General features: G+C 63.4%; 14 protein-coding genes. 12 read left to right on the forward strand and 2 right to left on the reverse strand.

From position 1 onward, the window contains the following. Nucleotides 1-27 precede the first annotated feature (27 nt). Nucleotides 28-2304, forward strand: coding sequence for a phosphoenolpyruvate--protein phosphotransferase (gene ptsP, locus D1223_RS00555; RefSeq protein WP_119374471.1), 2277 nt, complete (start codon nucleotides 28-30; stop codon nucleotides 2302-2304). Nucleotides 2305-2391: 87 nt separating this feature from the next. Continuing rightward, nucleotides 2392-3270: a helix-turn-helix domain-containing protein gene (locus D1223_RS00560; RefSeq protein ID WP_119374472.1), complete on the forward strand. Its 879-nt coding sequence runs from the start codon at nucleotides 2392-2394 to the stop codon at nucleotides 3268-3270. A gap of 78 nt (nucleotides 3271-3348) precedes the next feature. On the opposite strand, the gene D1223_RS00565 is transcribed toward D1223_RS00560, so the two are convergent. Next, entirely contained in the window at nucleotides 3349-3792 is a 444-nt protein-coding gene (locus D1223_RS00565) for a pilus assembly protein N-terminal domain-containing protein (protein WP_119374473.1), read from the reverse strand. Between the two features lie 300 nt (nucleotides 3793-4092). Between D1223_RS00565 and D1223_RS00570 the strand changes: the two genes are divergently transcribed. The 9 genes from D1223_RS00570 (at nucleotide 4093) to D1223_RS00610 (ending at nucleotide 13105) form a co-directional block, all read left to right on the forward strand. Then, entirely contained in the window at nucleotides 4093-4260 is a 168-nt protein-coding gene (locus tag D1223_RS00570) for a Flp family type IVb pilin (protein WP_119374474.1), read from the forward strand. 151 nt (nucleotides 4261-4411) lie between these two features. Continuing rightward, the gene (locus D1223_RS00575; protein WP_119374475.1) at nucleotides 4412-4930 is read left to right on the forward strand and encodes an A24 family peptidase; all 519 of its coding nucleotides are present in this window, start codon (nucleotides 4412-4414) and stop codon (nucleotides 4928-4930) included. A gap of 85 nt (nucleotides 4931-5015) precedes the next feature. Next, entirely contained in the window at nucleotides 5016-5849 is an 834-nt protein-coding gene (gene cpaB, locus D1223_RS00580; protein WP_119374476.1) for a Flp pilus assembly protein CpaB, read from the forward strand. Continuing rightward, a complete protein-coding gene (locus D1223_RS00585) occupies nucleotides 5849-7423 on the forward strand; it encodes a type II and III secretion system protein family protein (protein ID WP_119374477.1) in 1575 nt (524 codons plus the stop codon). The genes cpaB and D1223_RS00585 overlap by 1 nt, the downstream gene beginning before the upstream one ends. A gap of 9 nt (nucleotides 7424-7432) precedes the next feature. Beyond that, nucleotides 7433-8140, forward strand: coding sequence for a CpaD family pilus assembly protein (locus D1223_RS00590; protein WP_119374478.1), 708 nt, complete (start codon nucleotides 7433-7435; stop codon nucleotides 8138-8140). Between the two features lie 26 nt (nucleotides 8141-8166). Next, the gene (locus D1223_RS00595; RefSeq protein ID WP_119374479.1) at nucleotides 8167-9531 is read left to right on the forward strand and encodes an AAA family ATPase; all 1365 of its coding nucleotides are present in this window, start codon (nucleotides 8167-8169) and stop codon (nucleotides 9529-9531) included. Nucleotides 9532-9550: 19 nt separating this feature from the next. Then, nucleotides 9551-11071, forward strand: a complete 1521-nt coding sequence (locus D1223_RS00600; protein WP_199288177.1) for a CpaF family protein — start codon at nucleotides 9551-9553, stop codon at nucleotides 11069-11071. 10 nt (nucleotides 11072-11081) lie between these two features. After that, a complete protein-coding gene (locus D1223_RS00605) occupies nucleotides 11082-12116 on the forward strand; it encodes a type II secretion system F family protein (RefSeq protein ID WP_119374480.1) in 1035 nt (344 codons plus the stop codon). A gap of 14 nt (nucleotides 12117-12130) precedes the next feature. Beyond that, complete coding sequence (locus D1223_RS00610; protein ID WP_119374481.1) at nucleotides 12131-13105, forward strand: type II secretion system F family protein; 975 nt, start codon at nucleotides 12131-12133, stop codon at nucleotides 13103-13105. Between the two features lie 49 nt (nucleotides 13106-13154). Here D1223_RS00610 and D1223_RS00615 read toward each other — a convergent pair whose 3' ends face one another. After that, nucleotides 13155-14060: a tetratricopeptide repeat protein gene (locus D1223_RS00615; RefSeq protein ID WP_119374482.1), complete on the reverse strand. Its 906-nt coding sequence runs from the start codon at nucleotides 14058-14060 to the stop codon at nucleotides 13155-13157. Nucleotides 14061-14179: 119 nt separating this feature from the next. Here D1223_RS00615 and D1223_RS00620 point away from each other — a divergent pair, with 119 nt between their 5' ends. Continuing rightward, a complete protein-coding gene (locus D1223_RS00620) occupies nucleotides 14180-15541 on the forward strand; it encodes a leucyl aminopeptidase family protein (RefSeq protein ID WP_119374483.1) in 1362 nt (453 codons plus the stop codon). Nucleotides 15542-15549 lie beyond the last annotated feature (8 nt).

Genomic DNA, 15549 nt, shown 5'->3' on the forward strand with positions numbered 1-15549 from the left:
TGACCGGCCAATTGCGGGCATCGAGCCATGCCCCAGTCCTTTTCCGTCCCCAGGCTCCTGATCAACCGTCTCCGCGAAGTGATGGCGGGCGACATGGAAGCCGATACGCGCCTGCAGAAGGTCGTGACCCTTATTGCGGGCACGATGGTGGCCGACGTGTGCTCGATCTACAAGCGCACGGAAAGCGACGAGCTGGAGCTCGTGGCCACCGAGGGCCTGAGTGTCAGCGCTGTCCACCAGACGCGCCTCGCGCTCGACGAGGGCCTTGTCGGCCAGATTGCGCTGTCGGGCGAACCGCTCTCGATCCAGGATGCGCCGCGTCATCCGGCCTTCTCCTACCGTCCGGAGACGGGCGAGGACCCGTATCACGCCTTTCTCGGTGTGCCGATCCTGCGCGGCGGCCGCGTGATCGGCGTCCTCACCGTGCAGAACCGGACCGAGCGGATCTATGAGGAAGACGAGATCGACAGCCTGCAGACCATCGCCATGGTGCTGGCGGAAGTGGTCGCTGCCGAAGCGCTGACCAGCGGGCCGGGCGCTGTCCAGCGCGAATCGCGGGCGGTCAATCTCAAGGGCCGGATCCTTTGCGACGGTCTCGGCATGGGCATGGCCAAGCTGCATGACCCGGTCGTCTCGCCGGCCCGCTATTTCACAGAGGACCCCGAAGCCGAAGTCAGCCGCCTGCGCCGGGCCCTGACAACGCTCAAGGAATCGCTCGACAAGATGCTGGCCAGCGATGTCAGCGCGATCTTCGGCGAGCCGCGTGAAGTGCTCGAGGCCTTCAAGATGCTCGCCAGCGATCCGGTCTGGGCGATGCGCCTGGAAGAGACCGTGAAGTCGGGCCTGTCTGCCGAGGCGGCGGTCGACCGCTCGCGGCGCGAGCACAAGGTCAAGCTCGAAAACGCGCATGATCCGTATCTGCGCGAGCGCCTGCACGACCTTGAAGACCTCGACAATCGTCTCCTGCGTATCCTGGCGGGGCATGATGGCGCCGCCAATGGCGGCAATGGCGAGGAGGCCGAGGCCCAGAGCGATGTGCTGATTGCCCGGCGTCTCGGCCCGGCCGAACTGCTCGAATACCGCGACTCCGGCCTTGCGGCGATCGTACTCGAGGAAGTCGCCCCGACGAGCCATACGGCAATCGTTGCGCGCGCGCTCGGCATTCCGACCATTGGCGGTGTTGGCGCGCTCGGCGCCATCATCGCGCCCGGTGACCCGGTCATTGTCGATGCCGAACAGGGCACGCTGCATATCCGCCCGGATGAGGATTTGCTGGCCGCCTATGAGTCGCGGCGCCTGTTGCGCACGGAGCGTCAGGCGGCCTTCCAGGCGCTGCGTGAGCAGCCCTCGCGCACACGTGACGGCACCGATATTTCGCTGATGCTGAATGCGGGCCTCGCCATCGACCTCGATTCCATGGCCAAGACCGGCGCTGACGGGATCGGCCTGTTCCGGACCGAGTTCCAGTTCCTGGTTTCCGATACGCTGCCCAGGATCGACGCCCAGATCGCGCTCTATCGCAGCGTGCTCGACTTTGCCGGCTCGAAGCCGGTCCATTTCCGCACGCTCGACCTTGGCGGCGACAAGCTCCTGCCGAATGCGTCTGCGGACCTGGAAGAGAACCCGGCGCTCGGCTGGCGCTCGATCCGCTTCGCGCTGGACCGGCCGGGCCTGTTCCGCCGCCAGCTGCGGGCGCTCGTGCGCGCCGCCGATGGCGGGCCGCTCTCGGTCATGTTCCCGATGGTGACGATTGCCGAGGAGTTCTTCGAGGCCAAGGCGCTGCTGATGGACGAGATCGAATGGAGCCGGGCGCGTGGCCATCCGGAGCCGAGCGAGCTGCGCGTCGGTGCCATGCTGGAGGCGCCTGCCTTTGCCTACGGGCTGGACGATGTCGCCGGGGAGGTGGATTTCATCTCGGTCGGCACCAATGACCTCCTGCAATTCTTCAACGCGGCCGACCGCATGGTGCCAAGCGTGGCCGAACGCTACGACGTCGTCAGCCGGCCGGTCATGCGGTTCCTGGAATTCATCAGGAATGAATGCGAGCGTCTGGACATTCCGGTCTCGGTCTGCGGGGAAGTGGCCTCGCGGCCGGTCGAGGCGCTCTGCCTGATCGGGCTTGGCTATCGCAAGCTGTCGATGCCGGCGGCTGGTATAGGGCCGGTGAAACGCATGCTGCGGTCTGTCGATCTCAGCGCCTTCGAGCCGCGTTTCCGCGAAGCGCTTCACGCTTCGAACGGGACGTTCCGTAACGAAGTGTTAGCTTTGACAGCGTTACAGGAAATAGCAGTATCCGACAGCTGAATTCTGTCGTTTGGACTCTGCCAGACTGTGGTATGATCCCTGCAACATTTCAGCTGACAACAAACCCAAGGCCATTGGACGCCCAAGATGAGCGGCGACGAAGAACATAACCATGATCCGGAAACTGCAGCAGCGCCTGCAGACGGGCAGGGCATGTCCGATTTTGGCCTGATCGATTCCTTTACCGCTGGCGGACGCCTGCGGGCGGCGCGCGAGGCGCGAAACAAGACACTCGAAGACTTCGCCCGGGAGCTGAAGGTCAACCGGCGTGTCCTGGAAAGCCTCGAGCAGACGACCCAGCCCTCCGACTATGACATGCGGCGCACGCGCCTGCTGGCGAAGACCTATGCCAAGGCGCTCGGCATTGATGCCGAACCGGTGCTGGCCGACTTTCCCATGGAAGAACAGCAGGCGCTGGCAACGGCCATTCCGAAGTCTTCGGTCACGGTCAGCGAGCGCAAGCGTGGCCGGTATCTCATTCCGGTCGCCGCGATTTCCGGCGCCGTTGTCGCCGTCGGCCTGTCCGTCATGGTGCTTTCGCCTGCCAAGATAGCGGATGTCCGCACGACCCCGTCAGTCGCTGAACGGGTTGTTGCCGTGAACACGGCGAAAGAGAGCCTGTTTGCCGAAAAGCCGCTGGCCGCGCGTCCCGACGAGGGGCTGGAAATGTCGATTGTCGCGATGAAGCCTGCCTGGATCGAAGTACGCGGCGCGGACGGCACCATCTTCCGCAGCCGCATGATGGCCAAGGGTGAAGCCTACTTCCCACGCATCGGTGCCGGCTGGACCGTGACCGTCCAGGATGGCAGCGCCTTTGAATGGCGCGTCGAGGATGAGGCGGTCGGCCGCCTGTCCGAAGAGGCCCAGCCGATCTATTCGGCCAGCATCGATGAAGCCGCAGACCGGGCCGCCGAGCGCAAGAGCCCGGCCATGGCGGCCACGTCCAGCGCCCGCCCCGCGCGCTGATCCATTTGACCAAGGACAATAAAAAAGCCGGCTTCGCGATGAAGCCGGCCTTTTCAAGTCTGTGAGGACGCGCGGCGCCTAGCGGCGCTCGGTCAGCTCCTTGGCCTGCTCGGCCTGGCCGATCGCCTTGCCGAAATGGCCCTGATCGTCGCCGATGACCGGTGCGTCGCGGCAGTCGCTGGCGCAGTCATAGGTAAACTTCGCGCCGGCGCGGTTTACCGTGACAAGGTTCGCCGTATTGGCCGTCACCATGACGTCGGCGGAAACCAGAAGATTGTTCTCGGCATCGAAGACGAGGAGATTGGTGGTCCCGAACGATTTGCCGGTGAGCAGGATCAGTTGCGGATCGGCGACGGCGACATCGGCGATGTTCTGGTTGCCGACCACGACGCTCGCAGCGGGGCGCGACAGGCGAACGGGCTTCGTTGTGCCGCTTTCGACACTGTATTGCTGGGCAATCGCCGGAGCAGACATCAACAGGCCGGCGACGAGCGCGCCGGAAGCTTTCGCGGCAAACGACATTTTTGGCCTCTCCTGTGGCTTTAGAAACGTGGCGTGAAGATAGCGGCCAGAAGGTTTCGCGATCCCTAACGCCTGAGCGGCCGTTTCCTGCTTTAAATATTTATAAGATGTTTCCGCGTTAAGTAAAAATTGCTCTATCCCGGGTCAATCCGGTGATTGGTTAACAGAATGCACTACACTATTCATGAATTTTGTTAGCGGGTTTACTTGATATTCAGCGCTATTGGATACAACCGCACCTGTTCCGGGGAAACCAAATCAATCGGAACGTAACAAACTGTATGATGATGGAGTCTCCAAATGAAAAAGTTTGCACGTCTTTTCAAGAATGAGTCTGGTGCGACCGCTATCGAGTATGGCCTGATCGCTGCCCTGATCGCTGTTGCGATCATCGGCGCTGTTGGCGCTCTCGGCACGAACACCGCGACGACCTTCAACGACGTTGCTGGCGCCATCGCCGGCAACTAATAAAGGCTGACCTTCAGCCTAATGCCCTCACGGGTACATGATTCGAAGCCGCCGGACCCATCCGGCGGCTTCAGTCGTTTTGGGGGTGAAAGCAAGTCTTCAGATTTGGCTGCTAGCCTCACCTTCAAGTATAGTTGAGTAGAGTGCCCGCATGTTGATCGCCGTCCTGTTCGGTTTCCTTTTCCTGACACTTTGCGTCTATGCCGCCCTGCGCGACATTGAATCCCTGACCATTACGAACGGGCTGAACGCCCTGATCGCCTTTCTTTTCATTCCCGCCGTGATCGTCGTTGCGCCGGGTTGGGACGTGGCGGGCGGTCACCTCGCCGCCGGCGGCATCGCCTTCGTGATATCGGTGATCTTGTTCATGGTCGGCGCGTTTGGCGGGGGAGACGCGAAAATGATCCCCGGCGTCATGCTTTGGCTCGGGCCGGAAGCGGCCATGCCCTTCGTGACCATCATGGCCGTAACGGGGGGTGGGCTGGCTGTGATCGTGATGCTGGCCCGCCGGCTGGTTCCGGTCACCGCAGCACCAGGCTTTGCGCGCGAGACACTCCTGCCGGGCAATGGCGTGCCTTATGGAGTCGCGATTGCCGCCGGTGCGCTGCTCTGCGCGCCCCTGTCGCCATTACTCCAGCCGATAAGCGAAATTTCCACCCTCGGAAGTTAACTATGCCTTAGGCTGTAAGTGCAAATCTGCGCCCTGGAATTCCCGGTTTCTCAACGCGCCGGGATGGAATCAGAGGGCCGGATTCATGTCTCCAATACGTCTGATCATCTTGCTGGTGGCCGCTGCTGCTGCTGTTGGCGCTGCCTTGCTGGTGCGAGACATGTCCAGCCAGCCTTCGCCGCAGACCAACACGGGCAAGCCGGTCGAAATTGTCCGCGAAGTCGAGGTTTCGTCGACCAAGGTCCTCGTCTCGCGAAGCGACAAGCGCATCGGTTCGCTGCTGACGCCCGAAGATTTCCAGTGGTCCGACTGGCCGGAAAAAGCCGTTCATGGCGGATACTTCACCCAGGAAAGCGACCCGGGCGCCATTGAGCAGCTGTCCGGCAGCGTCGTGAAGACGGCCCTTCTCGCCGGCGAGCCGATTGTCCAGCAGAAAATCGTCAAGAAGGGCGAGACCGGCTTCATGGCCGCGCTGCTGCGCCCCGGCATGCGCGCCATCTCTGTCGAGATTTCGCCGGAGACCGCCTCGGCGGGCTTTATCCTGCCCGATGACCGCGTCGATGTGATCCTGACCTATGAAATCGAAGTGCTCACAGAGCGCGGCCCCACCGACACGACGCTGACGAAGACCGTGATCGAGAATGCGCGCGTCCTCGCCATTGACCAGATCTTTGGCGAGATGGATGGCGCGTCTGTTCTCACGGGGTCGACGGCCACTCTGGAGCTGGAGCCGCAGCAAGCTGAACTGCTCGCCCATTCGGGCCGGCTCGGCCGGATCTCGCTGGCCCTGCGCAGCGTCGCCGATGCCAATGAGAATGACGGGGCAACCATCGCGGCGACCGGGTTGCTGACCGGCGACTCTGGCGCCGGAAATCGCGTGAAAGTGTTCAAGAACGGCAGTGTGGGCGGGGGAAGCTGATGAGTCGCGTACGCCACGCAATCTCTTCGATTGGAGCAGGCCTGGCCTGCTTCCTTGCGATTCAACCGGCAGCCGCCCAGAACCTGATGGGCGTGTCCGTGATGGAGCCGGGTGAGACGAATGTCTCGCAGACCATGAAGCTCGGCCTCAACAAGTCGACCGTTATCGAACTCGACCGGCCGGTCGCCGATGTCGTGATCACCAATCCCGCCATTGCCGACGCCGTCGTGCAGACCTCGCGCCGCCTGATCTTCCGCGGTGTCGAAGTGGGCGAGACGAATGCCTTCCTGTTCGACCGTGAGGGCAACCCGCTCCTCAACCTCGAAATCATCGTCGATGCCGATACCGCCTCGCTTGAGAAGCTGATCTCGCGCTATGTGCCGGACTCCCGCGTGAAGGTGGAGAGCCTTGGCGGCAACATCGTTGTCAGCGGCGAAGTCGACAATCTCATGCAGTCCGACCAGGTGATCCGCCTGGTGAAGGCCTATGCCGGCGACACAGGCGATCTTGAGCCGGTGAACATGCTGTCGGTGGCGGCCAAGGACCAGGTCATGCTGGAAGTCCGCATCGTCGAAATGCAGCGCAATATCGTCAAGCAGCTCGGCATCAACCTGTCCGGCGTGACGAATTTCGGCGACTTCGCCAACCTCGTCGAAAAGCAGCTTTTCGCAGACGTTGCCGGCGACGGGATCAGCGCGCCCGTCAATACAGGCAACACCACGCTTGCGCCCGGCCTTCCGTTCACGAACAATTTTGGCGTTTCCAGCGCCAACGGCTACAATGTCGCCGGCAGCTCGCTCGGCGGCCTATCGACGACGGTTGGTTACACCAATTACAACGGGACCGACATCCAGTCCTCGGCGGCTGCGGCCATCGATGCGCTGGAGCGGATCGGTATCGTCCGTACGCTGGCAGAGCCCAACATCACCGCTGTTTCCGGTGAGGCGGCGAAGTTCCTGGCGGGCGGCGAGTTCCCGGTCCCGGTCGGGCAGGACAATAATGGCCGCATCGCGATTGAGTTCAAACCCTATGGTGTGGGCCTCGCCTTCACGCCGCTCGTGCTGTCGGAAGGGCGCATTTCGCTCAAGGTCTCGACCGAGGTTTCGGAGCTGACTAATCAGGGCGCCTTCCAGGGCCAGTCCGTGGCCGGCGTCAACGACCAGGGCAACATCATTACCGCGCAGACGCTGACCATCCCGGCCCTGACGGTGCGCCGCGCCGAGAGCACGGTCGAGCTGCCAAGCGGCGGGTCGATGATGCTGGCCGGCCTCATCCAGAGCCGCTCGCGCCAGTCTCTCGACCAGCTGCCCGGCCTGAAGAAGCTGCCGGTTCTCGGTGCGCTCTTCCAGTCGCGCGACTTCCTGAACGAGGAAACCGAACTGGTCGTGATGATTACGCCTTACCTGGTCGACCCGACACAGAAAGGGCGGCTCCGTACGCCTGCGGACGGTTTTGCCAATGCCTCCGACCCGCGCACGATCTTCTTCGGCAAGGTCAACGCGGTCTACGGCAAGGACGGCAAGGGGCTGACCGCCGAGAATTACAACGCGCCCGTTGGCTTCATCGAGGAGTAGGGGTTTATCATGCGTACACTGAAGAAGATTGTTGCGGCATGCGGGCTCGGATCCGCCATTCTCCTGGCGGGCTGCAGCTCGGTCGAGCCGAATGGCCCGGTCCCGGTCGAATACCTGTCCGGCACGACGCTGGACCGCCACCAGATCCGGGTGGCCGAACGGACCGCCTATCTCGAAGTCAAACTGAACGTGCTCGACAGCCATTTGCGGCTTGAGGAAAAGGCCAAGATCCAGGCCTTTGTCAGGGATTATATCAGCCGCGGCCACGGCCCGCTGATCATGTCGCTGCCAAAGAACCACGGCAATGAGGAACTCGCCGTGAAGGCGGTTGCCGAGGCGCGCGAGATCGCCTGGTCAGCCGGGGTCGATTATGAGGAGATCCGCGGCAGCGCCTACGATGCCGGCGGCAGCAACACCGCGCCGATTGTCCTGGCCTTCAAGGCCTATGATGCGATTGCGCCGGACTGCCCGCAGCGCTCGACCATCGATTTTTCGGACGCCACGTCGAACAACGACCTGCCAACGCTTGGCTGCTCGGTGCGCGCCAATATGGCCGCGATGATCGCTGATCCGGTCGACCTGCTTGGCCAGCGGCCGCTGGACGAGAGCGACCTTGCCCGCCGGACGGCCCAGCTTGAGCTTTATCGCAACGGTGAGTCGACCACGGCTGCCCGCGGCGAGTCTGAATCCGGCGCCGTCTCGACGGCAGTGAACTAGTACGGAGTGTTTTTAGGGATACGCCGATGAGCAACGAAAACGCACTTTTCGACGAGGAATTCGGCCTCGACTTCGACGATACCGGCGAAGACAGCGCCGATCCGGGGCTGATCGACCAGCTCACCGGCCCGGTCGATGCGCCGTACAAGGATGTCGAGCCCGGCGAAGTCGTCGTCCCGCCCATGGATGCCTATCAGGGCGGCGACCGGGCGATTCCGGCGATTGCAGCCCTGGCCTTCTTCGAAACCGACGAAACCCGCCAGACGATTGAACGGGTGGCGAATGACCGGCGCATGATCAATGCGACGCTGGACGCCTATCCCGGCGGGATTCCGGCCGCGATCGAGCACCTGGCGCAAAATCCGACGCCGAACCTGCTGATCGTCGAGTCGTCTGCGCATGCCGCAAAGATGATCCAGCAGATCGACGAACTTGCCGGCCATTGCGATGAAGGCGTGCAGGTCATGGTCATCGGCGCGACCAATGACATCGCCCTCTACCGCCAGCTCGTCGCGCGCGGTGTCAGCGAATATCTCGTCCCGCCGATCGAGCCGGTGCAGCTGGTCCGGTCGATTTCCAACCTGTTCTCCGACCCGGATGCGCCGTTTGTCGGCAAGTCGATCTCCGTCATCGGCGCCAAGGGCGGCGTCGGCGCCTCGACAATTGCACACAATCTGGCCTGGGCGCTGGCCGAGAATGCGATGGTGAACACCTCGCTGGTCGACCTCGACCTCTCCTTCGGCACGACCTCGCTCGACTTCAATCACGAGACCCAGCAGACCGTCGCCGACGCGCTGCTCTCGCCGGACCGGACCGATGATGCGGTGATTTCCCGCCTGCTCGCCAAGGCGACCGACCGGCTGTCCCTGTTCACCGCGCCGGCCAGCGTGAACCAGCTCATGGACATCGATCCGAGTTCCTATTCGATGGTGATCGAGGGCGTTCGCCGCCTGATGCCGTTTGTCGTGCTGGACCTGCCGCATGGCTGGAATGAGTGGATCTACAACACGCTGGTGACCTCCGACGAGGTGATCCTCGTCTGCCAGCCCGATCTCGCTTCCCTGCGCAACGGCAAGAACATGGTCGACCAGCTGAAGGCGCAGCGGCCGAACGACAATCCTCCGCGCCTGATCCTCAACATGGCCGGCGTGCCCAAGCGTCCGGAAATTCCGGTCAAGGACTTTGCCGCCGCCATTGAGGTCGAGCCGGACATCATCCTGCCCTTCGACCCGCAGCTGTTCGGCACCGCGTCGAACAAGGGCCAGATGATCTCGGAGACCGATCCGCAGGCCAAGCCCTCGCAGGCCATCGACCATCTCGCCTCGCTGCTGTCCGGACGTGAGACGCAGCAGCCCAAGAAATCCCTCCTGAAGAAACTTCTCGGAAAGTAAGGCCCGTTAGGGAATCCACATGTCCTTTGGCAAACGTTCAGCAACCGTGACCCAGCCCGCTCCGGCGGCGCGACCGGCTGCACCTGCTGCCAACCGCCCCGCTGCACCGGCCAAGCCCGCACCAGCCGCGCCGGCCGCTGCCAAGAAGCCACCCGTGCCGGGTGGCCAGAAGCCGGGCGGTCAGAAGCCGGCTGGAGGGGGCAAGCCTGTTACGCTGAAGCCGCCGCCGGACATGAAGACCGAGAAGGTCCACAAGGTCGATACGCGCTCGGAAGAGTATTACGCGACCAAGACGACCATCTTCAACGCCCTGATCGACACGATCGACCTCGGGCAGCTGGCCCAGCTCGACGCTGAGAGCGCGCGCGAGGAAATTCGCGACATCGTCGTCGAGATTATCAGTATCAAGAATGTCGTGATGTCGATTTCCGAGCAGGAACACCTGCTCGACGATATCTGTAACGACGTGCTCGGCTACGGTCCGCTGGAGCCGCTGCTCGCCCGCGACGACATCGCCGATATCATGGTCAATGGTGCCGACACCACCTACATCGAAGTCAACGGCAAGATCGAGCGCACGAACATCCGATTCCGTGACAATGCACAGCTGATGAACATCTGTCAGCGGATCGTCTCGCAGGTCGGCCGCCGCGTCGATGAAAGCTCGCCGATCTGTGACGCGCGCCTGCTGGACGGCTCGCGTGTGAACGTCATCGCTCCGCCGCTCGCCATCGACGGGCCGACGCTCACCATTCGTAAGTTCAAGAAGGACAAGCTGCGCCTCAAGGACCTCGTGAATTTCGGGTCCATCTCCGAGCCTGGCGCAGAAATCCTGCGTATCATTGGCCATTCGCGCTGCAACGTCCTGATTTCTGGCGGTACCGGCTCGGGTAAGACGACGCTGCTCAACTGCCTGACCGGCTTCATTGATCCGACAGAGCGCGTCATCACCTGCGAAGACTCCGCCGAACTCCAGCTGCAGCAGCCGCACGTGGTGCGCCTTGAGACGCGCCCGCCGAACATTGAAGGCTCGGGCGAGATCTCGATGCGCGACCTGGTCAAGAACTGCCTGCGGATGCGTCCTGAACGGATCATCGTCGGCGAGGTGCGTGGCCCGGAGGCGTTCGACCTCCTGCAGGCCATGAACACCGGTCACGACGGCTCGATGGGCACGCTGCACGCCAACACGCCGCGCGAAGCGCTCAGCCGGGTCGAATCCATGATCACCATGGGCGGCTTCTCGCTGCCCGCGAAAACCATCCGTGAAATGATTGTCGGCTCGATCGACGTCGTGGTCCAGGCCTCGCGCCTTCGTGACGGTTCGCGCCGGATCATGCAGATCACCGAGGTCATGGGCCTGGAAGGTGACACGATCATCCTGCAGGACGTGCTGAAATACGAAATGGAAGGCGAGGACGAGAACGGCAAGGTGCTCGGCCGCCACCGGGGTACCGGCATTGGCCGCCCGCGCTTCTGGGAGCGCGCAGCCTATTTCGGCCTCGAGAAGGACCTCGCCAAAGCCATCGATTCGCTGGACTAGGAGCGGCGCGATGGATGGGAACCTCATGATCTACGTCGTCGGCGGGCTGGCTTTCCTGGCCCTGGCCGGGCTTGGCCTGGCCCTGACCGGCGATGAAGGCGGGGCGGCCTCGAAGCGCGCAAAGCAGATCAAGGAAGGCCGCAAGGGCAATGGGCGCGGCGGCGGCGCTGAACAGGATGTCAATTCCCAGCGCCGGCGTCAGACACAGCAGATGCTCAAGAAGCTGCGCCAGCAGGACGAGGCGCGCCGCAAATCGCTGATGCCGCAGGATATCCGCGCCAAGCTTGTCCAGGCTGGCCTCGACGTGAAGCCGGAGATGTTCTGGATCTTCTCCGCCGTGCTGGGCCTGTTGCTCGCCGCGCTGACCTTCCTGTCCGGGGCCGAAGGCCCACCGCCGGTTGCCGGTTTCGAGATCAAGTCGCGCCCGGCCATGGTCATCGCGGCCGGTTTTGCCGGCTTCCTCGGCGTGCCGCGCTGGCTGCTCGGCTTCATGACGCAGATGCGCCACAAGAAGATGACCGCGCAGTTTGCCGACGCCATCGACATCATTGTTCGCGGTGTGAAGTCAGGTCTTCCGCTTACGGAGTGTCTGCGCATCATCGCCGCCGAGAGCCCGGCCCCGCTCGGCACCGAGTTCAAGAACCTGACCGACAATATCCAGATGGGCATGACCACGGATCGTGCCCTGCAGCAATTCTACAAGCGCGTGCCGCTGCCAGAAGTGAACTTCTTCGTCATTGTGCTGACGATCCAGTCCAAGTCCGGCGGTAACCTGTCTGAAGCCCTCGGCAACCTCTCGGCGGTGATCCGCCAGCGCAAGATGATGCGCGAGAAGATCAAGGCGATGTCCTCGGAAGCCAAGGCTTCGGCCGGCATCATTGCCTCGCTGCCTTTCGCGGTCGGCTTCATGGTCTACCTGACGACACCGAGCTACATCATGGAGCTCTTCCTCAAGCCGACCGGCCACATGATCCTGTTCATGGGCGCGGGCCTCATGTTCACCGGCGTGACCGTCATGCGCCGCATGATCAACTTCGATATCTAGGGGGAGGGGAGCGCATGGAAGCCTTTGCAGAAGCCCTCGGAAACCCCGGTACGCTGGCCTCCATGCTGGCGGCGGTTGCCATGTTCGCGACCATCGTCTCTGTCGCCATGCCGATGCTCAAGGGCGACAAGCTCGAGACCCGGCTGAAGCAGGTCACCACGCAGCGCGAAAAACTGCGCCGGGCCAGCCGCGAGGCCCTGGAAAAGAAAGGCCTGAAGCGCGAGGACACTGGCGCGATCAGCCAGATCACGGGCAAGCTGAACCTGCAGAAGATGCTGGAAGACCCGAACATCCAGGCCAAGCTGGTGCAGGCTGGCCTGAGGGGGCCGCGCCCGCTGTCGATCTTCTATTTCTGCCGCTTCGCGCTGCCCTTCTTCGGCGCGCTCGGTGTCTTCACCTATGTCTTCCTGATCAATGATCACGGCCTGTCGCCGCAGATGAAGATGGGCTCTGTCGTGTTCGGCGCGGCTGCCGGTTTCTATGCGCCGAACCTCTACATTTCCAACATGGCCTCCAAGCGCCAGCAATCGATCATGCGCGCCTTTCCGGATGCGCTCGACATGCTGCTCATCTGCGTGGAGTCGGGCATGTCGATCGAGCTTGGTTTCGCCAAGGTGGGCGCCGAGATCGGCCCGGCCTCGCCGGAACTGGCCGAGGAATTCCAGCTCACCACGGCGGAGCTTGCCTACCTGCAGGAGCGGCGCCAGGCCTATGAGAACCTCGCCAAGCGGACGGGCCATGAGGGCGTGAAATCGGTCTGTATGGCGCTCATGCAGGCCGAGCGCTACGGCACGCCGCTGGGCGATGCGCTGCGCGTCATGGCCAAGGAAAACCGCGACATGCGCATGTCCGAAGCCGAGAAGAAGGCCGCCGCGCTGCCAGCCAAGCTGACCGTGCCGATGATCCTGTTCTTCCTGCCGGTCCTGTTCCTGGTCGTCCTCGGCCCAGCCTACATCAAATATACGGAAATGAACCAGCCGGGCAGCTGATCGGCGCGTCAGCGCCGCAGGCCGCATGCCGCAAAGCCTGTTGCTGCGCTCAGTCCCCGCCGAGCGAGCCGCGCAGCTTGGGCGGGCTGGCCGCTTCTTCCTGGGCCGGCGCATCGACGTCCTCAGGCCAAGCCGCGCCGCCACCATCTTCTTCGCGCAGCGCGCCATAGTCGCGTAGCGGCGAGAGCATGGATTTCAGCGTCTGCATGTTCTGCTCGACCGTCGCATCCGGCGCGGCCGGATCGACCTGCCTTGCCTCGTCGAACTTGCCCTGCAGGCCAAGCACGAGGGCGAGGTTCTGGCGTACGCGCGCGGTCGCGTCCGGTGAGGAGGCCGCGGCGCGCAGCTTCGCCTCGGCGCCGTTGAGATTGCCGGTGAGCGCGAGCGACAGGCCGTAATTGGCCAGCGTCGACACGCGGCCCGGCTGGATCCTGAGCGCCTGCTCATAGGAGGCCTGGGCGTCTTCATGGCGCTCCATCTGGTCAAGCGCGAGGCCGAGCCCGCCATAGGCATCGGCATTATCCGGCGCGATGGCGGCGGCGCGGTAATAGAAGTCGGCCGCTTCGGCCGGGCGGTTCTCGCTCATCAGGGCGCGGGCCATCACGATATGCAGCTCGGCGGACTCAGGATGGATCGGCAGGGTCTTGGAGCCGATCTCGATGGCGCGTTCATGGCTGCCGATCTCGCGCAGCGCCTGCATGAATTCCACGGTCACATCGAGTTTTGTTGGATCCTTGCGGAACTCCTTGCCCCAGAAATTCGCTTTGGTCAGGGGATCGGCGCGCCGGGCGGCCTCGATTTCCTCAGGAGTTGCCGGGGCGAGTTCCTCGGCCATGGCCGCTTCGATGGCCTGTTCGGTCTCAGCCTTGTCCGCACCACCCGCGCTCGCGCAGGCTGCGACCAGCGAGGCTGAAAGCAGTGGCAGGGCGAAGGCGATAGCTTTTGCTCTGGACATTCGGTCGGCTCCGGCGTGAGTTTCACCAGCCGCGACCTTGCGCCCGTCAGGGTCAAGGATCAGTTAACAAAACAACGCATTCGCTTAACTGTTTACAGCCAAGGGATACTTTCCAACCCATGCACAAAGCTTTCACCGCCGCCGCCAGCGATGCCGCTGCCGTCCATCTTGTCCGCCCGCTGAACTGGGATGAGGCCGAGCATGAGATCCCGCCGGGCCTGAAAGCCCTGGCGCGTGCGACCGGATTCAAGGCCAAGGCCGGCGAGACGGTGTTCATGGCCGATGAGGCGGGCAAGCTCTCGCATGTCCTGTTCGGCCTCGGCGAGGCGAATGACGCGCTGGGTGTCGCGCCGCTGGCGGCAAAGCTGCCGGAGGGCGACTACAGGATTGCCCGCGATGCCGGCCTGCCGCTCGCGCATATCGCAGCGGGCTGGGCCGATGGCGCCTACCGGTTCGACCGCTACCTGAAAGACAAGTCGGCGCCGCCCCGTCTTGTCATCGGCGAAGACGAGGATGCAGGCGCGCTCGCCCGCGAGGCTGACGCCATCGCGCTCCTGCGGGACATGATCAACACCCCGGCCCAGCATATGGGCCCGGCCTCGATTGAAGAGATCGTCCGCCAGATGGCCGAGCAATACCAGGCCGATATCGAAGTGACCGTGGGCGAGGACCTGCTGGCCGCGAACTATCCCATGGTCCATGCTGTGGGCCGCGCCGGGCCGGAAGCCCCGCGTTTCATTGAGCTCTCCTGGGGCAATCCGGACCATCCCGAGCTCGCGCTTGTCGGCAAGGGCGTTGCCTTCGACACGGGCGGGCTCAACCTCAAGACCGGCAACTATATGCGCCTGATGAAGAAGGATATGGGCGGCTCGGCGCATGTCATCGCGCTGGCCAAGCTGGTCATGGATTCGAAGCTGCCGGTGCGCCTGAAGCTCTATGTGCCGACGGTCGAGAATTCCATTTCGGGCACGGCCTTCCGCCCTGGCGATGTGCTCTCCACGCGCAAGGGTATCACGGTCGAGATCGACAACACCGACGCCGAAGGCCGGCTCATCCTCGGCGATGCGCTGGCGCGCGCCTGCGAAGGCTCGCCGGACCTGCTGATCGATTTCGCCACGCTGACCGGGGCCGCGCGCGTGGCTGTCGGGCCGGACCTTGCGCCCTTCTACACCGATGATGGCGACGTGGCCGACGCGATCAACGCTGCGTCGGCCGTTTCCGGCGACCCGGTCTGGCGCATGCCGATCTGGATGCCCTACAAGTCGATGCTGAAATCCGACATTGCCGATATCCAGAATGCCGGCGGGGCTTTTGCCGGCTCGATCACGGCCGCGGTGTTCCTGAAACAGTTCGTCGAGGCCGAACGCTGGGTCCACCTCGATGTCTGGGGCTGGCGCCAGTCGAAATATGGACGCCCCGAAGGCGCGGCCGCCTGCGGCCTGCGGGCCGTCTGGACCATGCTTCGGACACGTTATGCCTGACGCCTGAC

It is taken from the genome of Henriciella mobilis, assembly GCF_003576285.1.
Taxonomy (GTDB): Bacteria; Pseudomonadota; Alphaproteobacteria; order Caulobacterales; family Hyphomonadaceae; genus Henriciella; species Henriciella mobilis.

What these genes read in the sequence shown, in the direction of transcription:
- ptsP (WP_119374471.1), top strand. Translation starts at nt 28, where the DNA reads ATGCCCCAGTCCTTTTCCGTCCCCAGGCTCCTGATCAACCGTCTCCGC.
- D1223_RS00560 (WP_119374472.1), top strand. Translation starts at nt 2,392, where the DNA reads ATGAGCGGCGACGAAGAACATAACCATGATCCGGAAACTGCAGCAGCG.
- D1223_RS00565 (WP_119374473.1), bottom strand. Translation starts at nt 3,792, where the DNA reads ATGTCGTTTGCCGCGAAAGCTTCCGGCGCGCTCGTCGCCGGCCTGTTG.
- D1223_RS00570 (WP_119374474.1), top strand. Translation starts at nt 4,093, where the DNA reads ATGAAAAAGTTTGCACGTCTTTTCAAGAATGAGTCTGGTGCGACCGCT.
- D1223_RS00575 (WP_119374475.1), top strand. Translation starts at nt 4,412, where the DNA reads ATGTTGATCGCCGTCCTGTTCGGTTTCCTTTTCCTGACACTTTGCGTC.
- cpaB (WP_119374476.1), top strand. Translation starts at nt 5,016, where the DNA reads ATGTCTCCAATACGTCTGATCATCTTGCTGGTGGCCGCTGCTGCTGCT.
- D1223_RS00585 (WP_119374477.1), top strand. Translation starts at nt 5,849, where the DNA reads ATGAGTCGCGTACGCCACGCAATCTCTTCGATTGGAGCAGGCCTGGCC.
- D1223_RS00590 (WP_119374478.1), top strand. Translation starts at nt 7,433, where the DNA reads ATGCGTACACTGAAGAAGATTGTTGCGGCATGCGGGCTCGGATCCGCC.
- D1223_RS00595 (WP_119374479.1), top strand. Translation starts at nt 8,167, where the DNA reads ATGAGCAACGAAAACGCACTTTTCGACGAGGAATTCGGCCTCGACTTC.
- D1223_RS00600 (WP_199288177.1), top strand. Translation starts at nt 9,551, where the DNA reads ATGTCCTTTGGCAAACGTTCAGCAACCGTGACCCAGCCCGCTCCGGCG.
- D1223_RS00605 (WP_119374480.1), top strand. Translation starts at nt 11,082, where the DNA reads ATGGATGGGAACCTCATGATCTACGTCGTCGGCGGGCTGGCTTTCCTG.
- D1223_RS00610 (WP_119374481.1), top strand. Translation starts at nt 12,131, where the DNA reads ATGGAAGCCTTTGCAGAAGCCCTCGGAAACCCCGGTACGCTGGCCTCC.
- D1223_RS00615 (WP_119374482.1), bottom strand. Translation starts at nt 14,060, where the DNA reads ATGTCCAGAGCAAAAGCTATCGCCTTCGCCCTGCCACTGCTTTCAGCC.
- D1223_RS00620 (WP_119374483.1), top strand. Translation starts at nt 14,180, where the DNA reads ATGCACAAAGCTTTCACCGCCGCCGCCAGCGATGCCGCTGCCGTCCAT.